9 protein-coding genes are annotated in these 13,127 nt (G+C 71.1%); all 9 read left to right on the plus strand.

Going from position 1 to position 13,127, the window contains the following annotated elements; translation table 11 throughout:
* The first annotated feature begins 43 nt into the window (after window positions 1-43).
* The 9 genes from AABA78_RS29320 to AABA78_RS29360 all read left to right on the plus strand — a co-directional run bounded on the left by AABA78_RS29320 (window position 44) and on the right by AABA78_RS29360 (window position 13,107).
* The gene (locus tag AABA78_RS29320; RefSeq protein WP_338268083.1) at window positions 44-1,333 is read left to right on the plus strand and encodes a DNA polymerase beta superfamily protein; all 1,290 of its coding nucleotides are present in this window, start codon (window positions 44-46) and stop codon (window positions 1,331-1,333) included.
* A complete protein-coding gene (locus AABA78_RS29325) occupies window positions 1,330-2,118 on the plus strand; it encodes a nucleotidyltransferase domain-containing protein (RefSeq protein WP_338268085.1) in 789 nt (262 codons plus the stop codon). Before AABA78_RS29320 ends, AABA78_RS29325 begins: the two co-directional genes overlap by 4 nt.
* Window positions 2,119-2,212: 94 nt before the next feature.
* On the plus strand, window positions 2,213-4,498 hold the full coding sequence (locus AABA78_RS29330) for a protein kinase domain-containing protein (protein WP_338268087.1): 2,286 nt from the start codon (window positions 2,213-2,215) through the stop codon (window positions 4,496-4,498).
* 89 nt (window positions 4,499-4,587) lie between these two features.
* Window positions 4,588-5,580, plus strand: a complete 993-nt coding sequence (gene glyQ / locus AABA78_RS29335; RefSeq protein ID WP_171413704.1) for a glycine--tRNA ligase subunit alpha — start codon at window positions 4,588-4,590, stop codon at window positions 5,578-5,580.
* Complete coding sequence (gene glyS / locus AABA78_RS29340) at window positions 5,570-7,681, plus strand: glycine--tRNA ligase subunit beta (RefSeq protein ID WP_338268089.1); 2,112 nt, start codon at window positions 5,570-5,572, stop codon at window positions 7,679-7,681. The genes glyQ and glyS overlap by 11 nt, the downstream gene beginning before the upstream one ends.
* Window positions 7,682-7,850: 169 nt before the next feature.
* On the plus strand, window positions 7,851-9,380 hold the full coding sequence (locus AABA78_RS29345; protein WP_338268091.1) for a YncE family protein: 1,530 nt from the start codon (window positions 7,851-7,853) through the stop codon (window positions 9,378-9,380).
* Between the two features lie 2 nt (window positions 9,381-9,382).
* Window positions 9,383-11,536 (plus strand): hypothetical protein, encoded by a 2,154-nt coding sequence (locus tag AABA78_RS29350; RefSeq protein ID WP_338268094.1) that lies wholly within the window; start codon window positions 9,383-9,385, stop codon window positions 11,534-11,536.
* 63 nt (window positions 11,537-11,599) lie between these two features.
* Complete coding sequence (locus AABA78_RS29355) at window positions 11,600-12,457, plus strand: FHA domain-containing protein (protein WP_171413708.1); 858 nt, start codon at window positions 11,600-11,602, stop codon at window positions 12,455-12,457.
* A gap of 113 nt (window positions 12,458-12,570) precedes the next feature.
* Window positions 12,571-13,107, plus strand: coding sequence for an A24 family peptidase (locus AABA78_RS29360; protein WP_338268097.1), 537 nt, complete (start codon window positions 12,571-12,573; stop codon window positions 13,105-13,107).
* The last annotated feature ends 20 nt before the right edge of the window (window positions 13,108-13,127 follow it).

A 13,127-nucleotide genomic window follows, 5' to 3' on the forward strand; every position in this document is an offset into this window, starting at 1 on the left:
CGCTGCGTCCGCCGTGGCCCACCATCCCACGCAGGAGGGACCGATGAGTGACACCCGAGAGACCTCTTCCTCCACCCCGTCGCGGGTCCGGGGATTGGAGCAGATCGACCGGCTGTCCGTGCCCCTGCCGCACGGCACGGAGGTCACGACGCGCGTGGAGCGCGTGGCGTCCGCGGGGCGCCGGATTCCGCAGGGCGTGGTTGGCCGCGTGGTGCGCGCGCATGACGGCGGCTTCGACGTGCAGATCGTCGGCGTGGGCGAGGTGTGGTTCGCGCGCGATGAGCTGGTCCCCCGGCGCGCGGGACAGGTGCAGTTCGCCCAGCGTCGCGAGGCGGCCTGGGGCGCTCTGCGGCCCTGCGTCGTGCTGGAGACGCGCGTGGGCAGTCACGCGTGGGGGCTCGCGGACGAGCGCTCCGACGTGGACGTTCGCGGTGTCTTCGCGCTGCCCCTGCCGTGGACGCTGGGCCTGGGGCAGCCGCCGCAGGACCTGGTGAGCGCGGATGGCAGCACCACGTACTGGGAGGTCCGCAAGACGGTGGAGCAGGCGCTGCGCGCGGATCCGAACACGCTGGAGACCCTCTTCGTCCCTGGCGCGACGGCGGTGGACGAGCTGGGCACGTGGGTGCTGGAGGCGCGCGAGGCGTTCGTCTCCAAGGCCATCTTCGGCAGCTTCGGACGCTACGCCATGAGCCAGCTCGACAAGCTCACCCGTAGCCAGCGGCTGGCCGAGCACCGCGACCTGCTCCTCGCGTGGCTGTGCGAGGAGCCCACGCCGGACCTGGACGAGGTGGCCCGGCGTCTGGCCGCCGTGTCGCCCCGCGCCGCGCCCACGCCCGAGGACGGGGTGCTCGCGGCGAAGACGTATGTCAAGCAGCTCTACCGCTCGCTCTGGGATCAGGGGCTGCTCGCGGCGAACGACTTCGCGGCGCTCACGGCGTACGCGCGCGGCGGTGGCCAGCGTCCGCCGTCCGCTCGGGAGCTGCGGCCGAAGAACGCCTACAACCTGCTGCGGCTGGTGGCGCTGGCGACGGGGTGGTTGCGCGACGGCGTGCCGACCTTCGAGGCGACGGGGGCGCTGAAGGCGCGGCTGCTCGACATCAAGGGCGGACAGGTGCCTCTGGAGGACGTGCTGCGCGACGCCGAGGCGATGGCGCCGGGGCTGGAGGCCGCGCACCGCGAGAGCCGGCTGCCGGAGCACCCGGACTACGCCCGCGCGGACCGGCTGCTGCGGCGGGTAGGGGACGAGGTGGCTCGGCGCTGGGTCTTGAAGACGCCGGGACCGCTGGGCCGCGATGCGCCGGAAGCCCCGGCACTGGAAGGAGGGACGGAATGAAGGGCAAGGTGACGGACCATCAGGAGCGGATGGCGGACCGCGTGCTGGACGCCGAGTCCCTCCAGCGCGAGCACCTGGTCATCTCACTGTCCGGCGCGCATGCGTACGGCTTCCCGTCGCACGACAGTGACCTGGACCTCAAGGCCATCCACATCGCGCCCACCGCCGCGCTCCTCGGTCTCCAGCCCCGGCACGTGCCGGCGGAGCGGCTGGAAGTGCTGGAGGGCGTGGAGGTGGACTACTCGTCCAACGAGCTGCAGCCCGTGCTGCTGGGCATTCTCCAGGGCAACGGCAACTACATCGAGCGGGTGCTGGGCGCCATCACCGTGCGGGCCCTGCCGGAGCTGGAGACGCTGCGACCGCGGGTTCGCGCCGTGCTGTCGCGGCGCATCCACCGGCACTACCGCGGCTTCGCGCAGGGGCAGCTCCGCGAGTGGGAGAAGAGCGGCTTCCGCTCCGTGAAGAAGCTGCTGTACGTCCTGCGCACCACGCTCACCGGAACGCATGCGCTGCGCACGGGCGAGGTGGAGACGGACGTCACCGCGCTGCTGGAGCCGTATGGCTTTGGCGAGGCCCACGCGCTGGTGGAGCGCAAGCGGCGCGGCGAGCGCATCGAGTTGACCGACGCGCTCAGCGAACAGTGGCAGCGGGAGGTGGCGCGCGCCTTCGCGGTGCTCGAGGCGGCGGACGCGGCCTCCATGTTGCCCCTGGAGCCACAGCCGGCGGCCGTGGCCGCGCTCGAGGGCTGGATGCTCGACGTGCGGCGACAGCGGTTCGGCGCCTAAGCCGCTTTCCCGGGGCTCCTGGCTCCGGGGGGCGAGCCGTCTGCAAAGACGATCATCGACCTGGGAGGGTTCGGCGGGTAACATCCGCCCCGCCATGAGCATGCAGGGTGGCGCCGGAGAAGATCCCGACCGGGGGCGGCGCATCGGAAAGTACGAGATCCTCACCCGCCTTTCGATGGGAGGGATGGCGGAGCTGTTCCTCGCGTTCACCTCCGGCCCCGGTGGCTTCCGCAAGTTCGTGGCGGTGAAGCAGATCCTCCCCGACATCAAGAAGGACGACCAGTTCGTCAAGATGTTCCTGGACGAGGCGCGCATCACCGCGGCCTTCTCGCACGCGAACATCGGACAGGTTTTCGACCTGGGGGAGGAGGACGGCGAGCTGTACCTCGCCATGGAGTTCCTGCCCGGCCAGAACCTGGAGCAGGTGGTGAAGATGGCGGAGCGGCGCAAGTACGCGCTGCCGCTGGGCTTCTGCGCGCGCGTCATCCGCGACACGTGCCTGGGCCTGCACTACGCCCACCACTTCATGGATCCGTCGGGCCGCCCCGTGGCGGTGGTGCACCGCGACGTGTCGCCGAAGAACGTGATGCTCACCTACGACGGCGTCGTGAAGGTGATCGACTTCGGCATCGCCAAGGCGCGCGGCAAGCTGGGCCGCACCCAGGTCGGCACCGTGAAGGGGACCAGCGGCTACATGTCCCCGGAGCAGGTGCGCAACAAGGACCTGGATGGCCGCAGCGACCAGTTCTCCACGGGCGTGATGTTCCACGAACTGCTGGCCGGTCAGCGCCTGTTCAACGCGCCGGGCGAGGCGGCCGTGATGATGCAGATCGTGGACGGGGAGATCCCCGCGCCGCGCTCGCTCAACCCGGCCGTGCCGGAGGCCCTGGAAGCGGTGGTGCTCAAGGCGCTGTCGCGCGACGCGGCCCAGCGCTTCGGCACCTGCCGGGAGATGGCGCGCGCCATCGAGGCCACGCTGGGCGCCGAGCTGTTCGACGAAGACCAGCTGACCGCCGTCATGGGCGAGCTCTTCGAGGAGAAGCGCCAGAAGACGCGCACCCTCCTGGAGCTGGCCAGCCGCGCCGAGGACGCCCGCGTCAGCGAGGCCGCCGGCGCGCTCCAGGCGGAGGAGGGCACGGATCAAGCCGCCTCCGCGGCCACCGCGCAGGTGAAGTCGCCGCACGCGGAAGCCCCGCAGCCGGACGTCGCCGCGTCCTTCAAGCCCACGCCCGTCCGCCGCGCCGCGGCCGAGTCCGCGACGCCCGCACCGCGCGCGACCCCGCGCTCCACCGCGGAAGCCCCAGAGGCCCGCGCCTCCCGCGTCAACACGCCGGCCGTGACTCCGCGAGCCCAACGGCCCGCGGGTTCGGACGCGGCGCCCATTCCCCGGGTCATCCGTCCTCCCGCGGACGCCGTGCGGCCCTCCAGGGCACGCCCCACCGCGCGGCCCGAACCCGCCGAAGCCCGGAGCGCGCCCCCGGCGGACTCGCTGATGGACCCGCCCAGCGATCTCCAGACGCAGCGCTTCCGGACGCGTCCGGCGCGGGGCACCGCACGTCCGTCCCGCCAGGCGGAGGAGGAGGTGGCCGAAGCGCCTCCCTCGGCCACGCCTGCCCGCGAGGGCTCCGGCTGGGGCATGCGGCTGCTGCTGCTGCTCATCCTGGGGGGCGTGGGCTACCTGGCGACGCTCGAACCCGTGCGCCGCGTGTTCATGCCCGCGTACGACTCCGCGAAGCAGTGGGTGAAGGCGGAGCTGGATCCGGCCCCGCCCGTGGACCCCGCCGCGAGCGGGCAGTGGCCGCCGAAGCCCTCCGGTCCTCCGCCGGGCTTCGCGCAGAAGACCGAAACCCCGGCGCCCGAGAAGTCGCCGGAGGTGGAGCCGACTCCGCCCGAGCCCGTGGTGGAGGCGACGCCCGCCGACACGAAGAAGACGCCCGCGGGGAAGGGGGGCCGCAAGACGAAGCCGGCCCCCAGCGCTCCGGCCGCCACTCCCACCACGCCCGTGGTGGCGGCGACGGCCGAGCCGCGCCCCGCGAAGCCCGAGCCGTCGGAGCGGGCCCCGGAGCCCGTCACCACCGTCACGCAGGCCGAGAACCCGGAGGTGCTGGACACCTCCACCTCGAAGGGCGCGGCGAAGGCGGGCCTGGGGTGGCTGACGCTTTACACGGTGCCAAAGAACGCGGCGGTGTTCGACGGCGCCACGCAGCTGGGCACGTCCCCGCTGATCAAGTTCCCCCTGCCCATCGGGACGTACCGGCTGCGCGTGGTGGACCCGCAGGACCCCGGCGGAACGAGCAAGCTGTTGTCCGCTCCCATTCGTCCGGGCGAGGTGACGAAGCTGCAGATTCGACTGGTCGACCTCCCGGCCTACGCGGACTGACAGCCGTCCTTGACGCTCCTGGACCCCCTCACTAGGGTCCGCCGCGTTCCGCCTCCGCCTTCGACGCACTGCGAGAAGGACTCGCCATCATGTATTTCCAGGACCTCATCCTCACGCTCCAGAAGCACTGGGCCGACCAGGGATGCATCGTCACCCAGTCGTACGACACGGAAGTCGGCGCGGGCACGATGGCCCCCTACACGTTCCTGCACGCGCTCGGTCCCGAGCCCTGGAACGTCGCCTACGTGCAGCCCTCGCGACGCCCCGCCGACGGCCGCTTCGGTGAGAACCCGAACCGGCTGTTCCAGCACCACCAGTTCCAGGTCATCCTCAAGCCCGCGCCCAAGAACGTCCAGGAGCTGTACCTGGAGTCGCTGCGGAAGGTTGGCCTGGATCCGCTGGAGCACGACATCCGCTTCGTGGAGGACGACTGGGAGTCGCCCACGCTGGGGGCCTGGGGCCTGGGCTGGGAGGTGTGGTGCGATGGCGAGGAGGTGACGCAGTTCACCTACTTCCAGCAGTGCGGCGGCTTCGACTGCCGCCCCGTGGCCGCGGAGCTGACGTACGGCCTGGAGCGCCTGGCCAGGTACCTCCAGAACGTGGAGAGCGTCTTCGACATCGAGTGGGTCAAGGGCGTGAAGTACCGCGAGGTCTTCCACGCGAACGAGGTGGAGATGAGCAAGTACGCCCTCCACGAGTCCGACCCGCAGATGCTCTTCACGCTGTTCGACGCGTACGAGAAGGAGTGCAAGCGGCTCATCGAGCGCCACCTGCCGCTGCCCGCGTACGACTACGCGCTGAAGTGCTCGCACACGTTCAACCTGCTGGACGCGCGCGGCGCCATCTCCGTCACCGAGCGCGCCAACTTCATCAAGCGCGTGCGTGACAACGCGCGCCTGTGCGCGGAGGGATACCTCCAGATGCGCGAGCGGCTGGGCTACCCGCTGACGAAGACGCCGTGGACGGTGGGCGAGCAGCCGGCGGTGCTGGAGGGCAAGCCCGCCAGCGACTACTGGAAGACGGTGCAGCTCAACAAGCCGGTGGAGAAGAAGGAGAAGGCGGAGGTGTCCCGTGGCGCGTGATCTGCTGCTGGAGGTCGGCGCCGAGGAGATCCCGGCGTCGTTCATCGTGCCCGCGCTGGAGGACCTGAAGCGCGTGCTCACCGAGCGCATGGCCGACGCCCGCCTGAAGCACGGCGAGGTGCGCACGTTCGGAACGCCGCGCCGGCTGGCCATCTGGGTCCGCGACGTGGCGGACGCGGGAGAGGACATCACGAAGGAGGTGCTGGGGCCCAGCGCCAAGGCCGCCTTCGACGCGCAGGGCAAGCCCACCAAGGCGGCGGAGAAGTTCGCCGAGGGGCTCAAGCTGACCGTGGACGCGCTCGGCCGCACGACGACGGCCAAGGGCGAGTACGTGTCGGCGCGCGTGGAGGAGAAGGGACGCCCGGCGGACGCCATCCTCCAGGATGCGCTGCACGCCGCGGTGCACGGCATCAACTTCAAGAAGTCCATGCGCTGGGGGGACGTGGACACGTCCTTCGCGCGCCCGGTGCAGTGGCTGGTGGCGCTGCTGGGTGACACGGAGCTGGCGGTGGTGCTCGGCGACGTGAAGAGCGGACGGACGACCTACGGCCACCGCTTCCTCGCGCCGGGGCCCATCCCGCTGAAGGCGCCCGCGGACTACGAGTCCACGCTGGAGAAGGCGCACGTGCTGGCGGACCTCGGCAAGCGCCGCGCGTCGCTCGTGGAGAAGCTGCACGCCGCGGCGAAGGGCGCCGGCGGGCAGCTCATGGAGGACGAGGGACTGGTGGACCAGGTGACGAACCTGGTGGAGCTGCCGAACCCCGTGGTGGGCAGCTTCGACCCGCGCCACCTGGACCTGCCGCCGGAGGTGCTGGTGCAGGAGATGAAGAGCCACCAGCGCTACTTCTCGCTGCTGGACGCGCAGGGGAAGCTGCTGCCGCGCTTCATCGCCGTGTCCAACACGCCGGTGCGCGACGCGCAGCTGTCCCTGCGTGGGTACGAGCGCGTGCTGCGCGCGCGGCTCGCGGACGGGCGCTTCTTCTTCGACGAGGACCGCCGCACGCCGCTGGCCGACCGCGTGGAGAAGCTGGGCCGCGTGGTGTGGCAGGGCCAGCTGGGCACGTACCTGGAGAAGGTGGAGCGCTTCCGTGCGCTGGCGGGCTTCCTGGCCCAGGCCACGGGCAGGGCAGGGGAGGCGGCCACGGTGGAGCGCGCCGCCACGCTGTCCAAGGCGGACCTCGTCACCGGCATGGTGGGCGAGTTCCCGGAGCTCCAGGGCGTGATGGGCCGCGAGTACGCGAAGGCGGGCGGCGAGCCCGACGCGGTGGCGCTGGCCATCTTCGAGCACTACCTGCCCCGCGGCGCCGAGGACGCGCTGCCGTCGCAGGACGCGGGCGCGCTCATCGGCCTGGCGGACCGGCTGGACTCGCTGTGCGGCATCTTCGCCATTGGCAAGGCGCCGTCGGGCGCGGCGGATCCGTTCGCGCTGCGCCGCGCGTGCCTGTCCATCATCCGCATCGTGCTGGGGCGCGGCTACCGCTTCAGCCTTTCGGCCGCGGTAGACGAGGCGCTGCGCCTCCTGGCCCCGAAGCTGGCGAACGTGAAGCGCAAGCCGGGCGAGGCGGCCCCGCGTGAGCAGGTGCTGGAGTTCTTCCGCGGCCGCCTCAAGGCGCTGTGGGGCGAGCAGCACCGCACGGACGTCGTGGAGGCCGTGCTGGCCGTGGGCTTCGACGACCTCGTCGCGGCGAAGAAGCGCCTGGAGGCCCTGAGCCTGCTCGTGGGCCACTCGGACTTCCAGCCGCTGGCGGCGGCGTTCAAGCGCGTGGTCAACATCGTGGAGAAGCAGGGCAAGGACGTGGCGGGCGGGCAGACCAACCCGCAGCGCTTCACGGACGAGCCGGAGAAGAACCTCCACACCGCCTTCACCCAGGCCCGCGACAAGGTGGGCGAGCGCGTGCGCGCGGACGACTTCGCCGGGGCGCTCAAGGAGATCACCGGCCTGAAGCCCGCCGTGGACACCTTCTTCGACAAGGTGATGGTGATGGCCGAGGACAAGGACCTGCGGGAGAACCGCATCCGGTTCCTCACGGAGATTGGCGCCCTGTTCAACCAGGTGGCGGACTTTTCCAAGATCCAGGCCGAAACCGCTGCGGCGGCCTGAGGCCCGGTCGCCCGTTCACCGCTGGCGCGTGCCCGCTTTCCCGCCAGGGGAGCGGCGCACGCCGTCCGTGCGGGGGGGAGGGATGTCGGGAGGAGGGCGGCCGGGAATAGTGACAGCCCTATTCAGTTGCCCGGCGCAGGGCGTCGTTCCTACACTCCGCCCCCCTCTGATGCGCCTCCATTTCCTGACCCCCGCGCTGCTGCTCCTCGGAGCGTGTTCGCTCGAATCCGATCCGAACCCGCCTCCATCCACCCGCTTCGTGTACCCCAGCGGGGTGGCGTTCTGGCGCCCTCCGACGGCGGGAGGGCCCTCGGCGAGCAACGGCTATCTCTTCGTCGCGAACGCCAACTTCGACAACTGCTACGACTCCGGTTCGGTCGTGGCACTGAACCTGGACGCACTGAGCACGCAGGTGGACGGGCAGCCGGTGACGGTGCCCCACCTGGGCAGTGTGCTCCCGGAGTCCGCGCTCGCCTTCGAGGACCTGGCGTCCGCGGACGAGTCGCTCGTGCAGATCCGCAGCTTCGCGGGTGAGCTGGGCCTGTGGGTGAACCCGGCCAGCGGGCTGCCGCGCCTGTTCGTGCCGTCGCGCGCGGAGGGCAACGACCTGCACGCGGTGGACGTGAGCCTGGATGGCAACGGCGCGCCGGTGCTCAACTGCGTGCAGGGCGGCGTGGACTGCCGCGACGGCGCGCTGTCGCTCACCGACGACATCCCGGCGTCCTTGAGCGAGGCGGGCCGGCCGGGCCTGCCCCGTGCCCCGTCGCCCATCGGCGTGACGGTGGATGCGGCGAGCGGCACGCTGTACGTGACGCACTCCGAGGCGGCGGACTCGCCCGCGAAGTCCAGCACCAACTTCGAGAACTACCTGGCCACGGTGAAGCTGGACAACCCCACGCGCGACACGCTGGGCTTCATCCCGCTGTCGCCCGACGGCTACCTCTACGGCGGCTCGGACTCCGTGACGGTGGGCGCAGGCTACCTCTACGTGACGGGCCGCAACTTCGTGGCCGGCATCAACGGCACGGTGGCCGCCAACTTCGTGCTGCGGCTGGTGGACAAGAACGAGCCCGGCATCATCCTGGAGCCCGCACTGCAGTCGGTCTTCAGCATCCGCGAGGCGCGCGCGGCGCGCGTGGTGCCCCGGCCGGTGACGGCGGCGGAGCGGGCGGCGCGTCCGAACTTCGTGCGCGAGCGGCTCTACATGCTGGCGCGCGGCCCGGACACGCTGCTCACCCTCGACTTCGAATACGACGCGGTGCCGGGCACCGCCGCCACCCAGCCCTTCTTCCGCGTGGTCTCCGCGGTGCCCCTGCCGGACGGCGTGAGCGACATGCAGCTCATCGAGCGGACGCCGGGCACGTCCAACGCGGACACCAACATCCTCGCGGTGACGAGCACGGGCGACAGCGCGGTGTCCCTCTACGACGAGGCGCTCGGGCAGGTCGTGGCGCAGGTGCCGCTCGTCAACAACCTCAACCAGACCAGCAACCCGTCGCAGGCCTTCGGGCTCGCGGTGGACAACCCGGCCGGGACGAACGCGGCGCGGCTGTTCGTGACCAACTTCGGTGACGGACAGGTGTCCATCGTGGACATCCCCGACCTCGCGCGCCCCCAGGACGCGAGGCTGGTGGCGAGGCTGGGCACGCAGCAACAGCGCGATCCGAACCAGGGCACCAGCGTGTGCCAGGAGAACTGACCTTGAAGCGCGGCTTTCTTGCGGCCCTGTTGCTGAGCGGCGCGAGCCTCGCGCTCGCCTGCTCCGACACCACCTCCACCGCGGGCGCCGCCGGCCTGTCCGGCACGTACGACGTGGTGCTCTCCAACCAGCTCGTCTTCGTCACCTCCCAGGACCGGGATGAGCTGCGCGTGCTGGACCTGACGCGCTCGCCGCGTGAGTTCCTCCCCGCGCCCAACCCGCTGGAGCCCCTGTCCATCCCCGTCATCGCGCGGCCCGACTCGCTCACCCGCGACGTGGGCTACGACGCCACCGGCAACGACGTGTCCGGGCCGTACATCTACGCGCGCAGCTCCGGTGGCCGCGGCATCTCCGTGGTGGCCGCGGACCGCGCGCGCCTCAACGAGGTGACGCGCCTGGCGACCGGCCAGCTCATCACCGCCTTCGCCGCGCATGCCCCGGTGGCGGACGGCGCGCCGAGCGTCCTGTACTACGCGCTCCAGACGCGCCCGGCGGCCGCCGAGCAGCTCTGCGGCCCCTTCGGCGGCGGCGTGGTGATGCGCCAGGACCTGCCCGGCCCGGAGGGCTTCGACGCGGCCGCGCTGCCGCCCGCGCTGCCCGTGTTCTGCCTCAAGCCGGCGGACACCGTGCTGTCCATGATCACGCTGCCCGCGCGGGCCAACGTGACGGACTCGCTGGTGCTCGCCATCCGCAACGTGTCCGGCACCAGCCGGCTGGTGCGCGCCGCCGCGGACGGGGCCTCCGTGGAGATTCCGTACAAGCGGCCGCGTCCGGTCCCCTACGCGGTGCCCACGTACACGGACCTCATCGACATCCCGGCGCGGCTCGTGGCCACGCACGCCAGCTTCAAGGTGTCGGACACGGTGACCGTGCCCGCGGGCCGCTTCGTGTACGTGGTGCTGGATGAGCTGACGTGCAACTCGTCGGACTGCGAGGGCGTCATCGCGCTCGACAACGGGCCGGATCCCCTGGCGCCCTCCACGGCGCCGGCGCTCGCCCGGGACATCACCGGCGCGCCCATGCTGACCCTGAAGCCGTCCGCGGGCCTGCCCACGGGCCTCACGCTGCGCACGGGCCTGGAGGTCCGCGAGCTGCTGTCGGACGGCGTGGCCTACACCACCCCCGTGCCGCTGCTGGGCATCGTGCCGTCCTCCAGCGGGGAGATCACCCTGTTCCGCGCGGACGAGCGGCGCGCGTTCAACCTGGACCGCGACCCCAAGACGGGCCCGCTGAAGGCGTCCGTGTCCGCGGAGCTTCGCGACAGCAACGAGGCCGTGCGCGCGGATCAGTTCCAGGCCATCACCGTGTCGGAACCGGGCTGCCCCCAGGTGCAGGACGCGACCAACGCCACCGCGTTCCTCTGCAGCGGGACGGTGCCCAACGGCACCTACCGCTTCGTCTTCCAGGGCGCGCTGCCTGGCCTGACCAGCCTCACGCGCGACCTGACCGTGGAGGATGCTCCGATCCTCATCGAGACCACCCTGGCGACGTCGCGAGGCGTGGTGCCCGGGGACTCCATCGTGCTGGCGAACAACGCGGGCGCCTGCGCGACGGCCATCCCCATCCTCCGCCTGGAGGACCAGGGCAACGGCCTCACGCGGCTCTACCCGGACCTGTCCGACCCGGCCATCGCCACCGCGGTGGAGCCCTGCGCCTCGTACCCGCTCTTCTCCGTGCGGGCCGGTCCGAACGTGAAGCCCTACCTGCTCTATGCCGGCGCGGAGAGCAGCGGTTCTTTCATCCAGCGGCTGGATGTGAACGAGCCGTACACCGTCTCCAGCTTCCTGGACTACTACGCCCACCCGGACGACTTCGACCTGGGGTTGGACCCGCCCAAGTCACCCACCACCTACGTGCCCGCGCCGCTGACGCTCACCATGACCGCGACCATCGGTGCGCAGAGCCGACTGGTGGCCGGTGACCGCTACGTGGTGACGCTGCTGCCGCGCTTCCGCCGCTTCGTCTTCGGGGTGGACACCGGCTCGTCGAGCAACCTGGCGGTCTACACCCTGCCTGCTTCCGTGGTGGCCACGGACGTGGAGGGCTCCAGCCTGGCCTTCATCGCCTACCCCTCCGCGGACGGCATCCTCCAGGTGGCCCTGGAGTCCATCAGCGACAACGCGAAGAACCTCCAGTATCTCCGGGCCTTCCAGTAACTGGGCGCGCCCGGCCGGCTCTGCTATCGTCCTCTACGTCCAGCATTTCCCGAGCCAAGACCGATGATCGATCAGAACTCCCGTCCCGCACGCAAGGTCGGCATCGCCGAGCACCTGTGGGAGACGTACGAAGAGATGGCCCAGCAGATGGGGTCGGATCGCGACGCGCTCATCAACCAGGCGCTGTTCATGTTCGCGCGTCTCAACGGCTTCATCGACGTGAAGACGAAGGGAGAGCCCGCGGTGGCGGCGGTGCCGTCACCGGCGCCTTCCGCGCGCGCGGCCTCCGCGCCCCCCCCGGCCGCCGCGGCCAAGGGCGCGCCGCCGGTGCTGGCGCCCGCGCCGGCGTCGTCGCGCCCCGCCGCGCGCAACGGGGCGGAGGAGCGTCCTTCCTCCAACGGACTGGACAATGATCCGGTGCGCCGCGAGGTCGCCGAGCGCGTCCTGGAGACGGCCGCGGAGCTGGAGCGGCTCATCAAGGGCAAGAACGAGCCGCCCCCGCCCTCCGCGGACGACATGATCGAGGACGAGGAGGAGCCCCTGCCGGAGCAGGAGGAGCCGCCGCTCGACGACATGCAGGACGAGCCTCCGGAAGAGGCCGAAGAAGAAGAGGCCATGGAGGAGCCGGACGAGGAGGAGGGCGCCGCGCTCTACCTCGTCACGGAGTCCGGCGAGCAGGAGAAGATCGTCAAGGACCGCTACGTCATCGGCCGCGGCAAGCACTGCGACTTCGTCATCAACTCCGGCAAGGTGTCGCGCGAGCACGCCGTCATCGCCCGCGACGGCGGCGACTTCTACATCGAGGACCTCGGCTCCTCGAACGGGACCTGGTTCAACAAGCAGCGCATCAAGCGCCGCAAGGTTGAGGACGGGGACGAGTACTTCATCTGCAGCGAGAAGATCCGCCTCGTCATCCATTGAGGAACGGGATGACGCAGGGCCCCACGGTGCGATGGTCTTGTTCAGGAATTGACGGGCTCCAGGCCTCCATTGTTTGATGGGGGTCGCCTGCTCCCCATGGGAGCAGGTGCCGAATGACACCTGTTCAGCTCGCGCTGTGGACGATTCTGGGAGTGGCCCTGGTGATTGCGGTGGTGACCGACGTGCTGCGCCGGCTCATCCCGAACGCCGTGACCTATCCGCTCATCGTGCTGGGGCTCGGGGTGCGCGCGGTGTCCGAGGGGTGGGGCGGGCTGGAGTCGGGGCTGGTGAGCGGGCTTCTGGCGGGCGCGGGACTCGCGCTGCTGCTGGTGCCGGGTGCGCTGCGCGGGCGCATGGGGTGGGGTGACGTCAAGCTGATGGCGGGCGTGGGCTGCGTGCTGGGCTTTCCCACGGTGCTCGCGGCGGCGGCCTTCATCTCGCTGGTGGGCGCGCTGCAGGCAGTCGTCACACTGCTGTGGCAGGGGGCTGTCTGGGACACGCTGGCGGCGGTGGCCCGTCGCTGGGCGGTGCGGATGAAATTCATGCGCGAGGCAACCTCGCCCGCTCCCGTGCGACACATCCCCTACGGCGTCTCCATCGCGCTCGGGACTTTCTGGGCCATGTGGTGGCAGCAACAACATCTGGGATAGCGCGCCGTTGCGTCCGGGCG

The sequence above is a fragment of the Corallococcus caeni genome (assembly GCF_036245865.1).
Lineage (GTDB): Bacteria > Myxococcota > Myxococcia > Myxococcales > Myxococcaceae > Corallococcus > Corallococcus caeni.

Excerpts from the sequence above, each read along its gene's own strand:
- AABA78_RS29360 (WP_338268097.1), top strand. The coding sequence starts at position 12,571 with ATGACACCTGTTCAGCTCGCGCTGTGGACGATTCTGGGAGTGGCCCTG.
- AABA78_RS29345 (WP_338268091.1), top strand. The coding sequence starts at position 7,851 with ATGCGCCTCCATTTCCTGACCCCCGCGCTGCTGCTCCTCGGAGCGTGT.
- AABA78_RS29325 (WP_338268085.1), top strand. The coding sequence starts at position 1,330 with ATGAAGGGCAAGGTGACGGACCATCAGGAGCGGATGGCGGACCGCGTG.
- glyQ (WP_171413704.1), top strand. The coding sequence starts at position 4,588 with ATGTATTTCCAGGACCTCATCCTCACGCTCCAGAAGCACTGGGCCGAC.
- AABA78_RS29320 (WP_338268083.1), top strand. The coding sequence starts at position 44 with ATGAGTGACACCCGAGAGACCTCTTCCTCCACCCCGTCGCGGGTCCGG.
- AABA78_RS29355 (WP_171413708.1), top strand. The coding sequence starts at position 11,600 with ATGATCGATCAGAACTCCCGTCCCGCACGCAAGGTCGGCATCGCCGAG.
- AABA78_RS29330 (WP_338268087.1), top strand. The coding sequence starts at position 2,213 with ATGAGCATGCAGGGTGGCGCCGGAGAAGATCCCGACCGGGGGCGGCGC.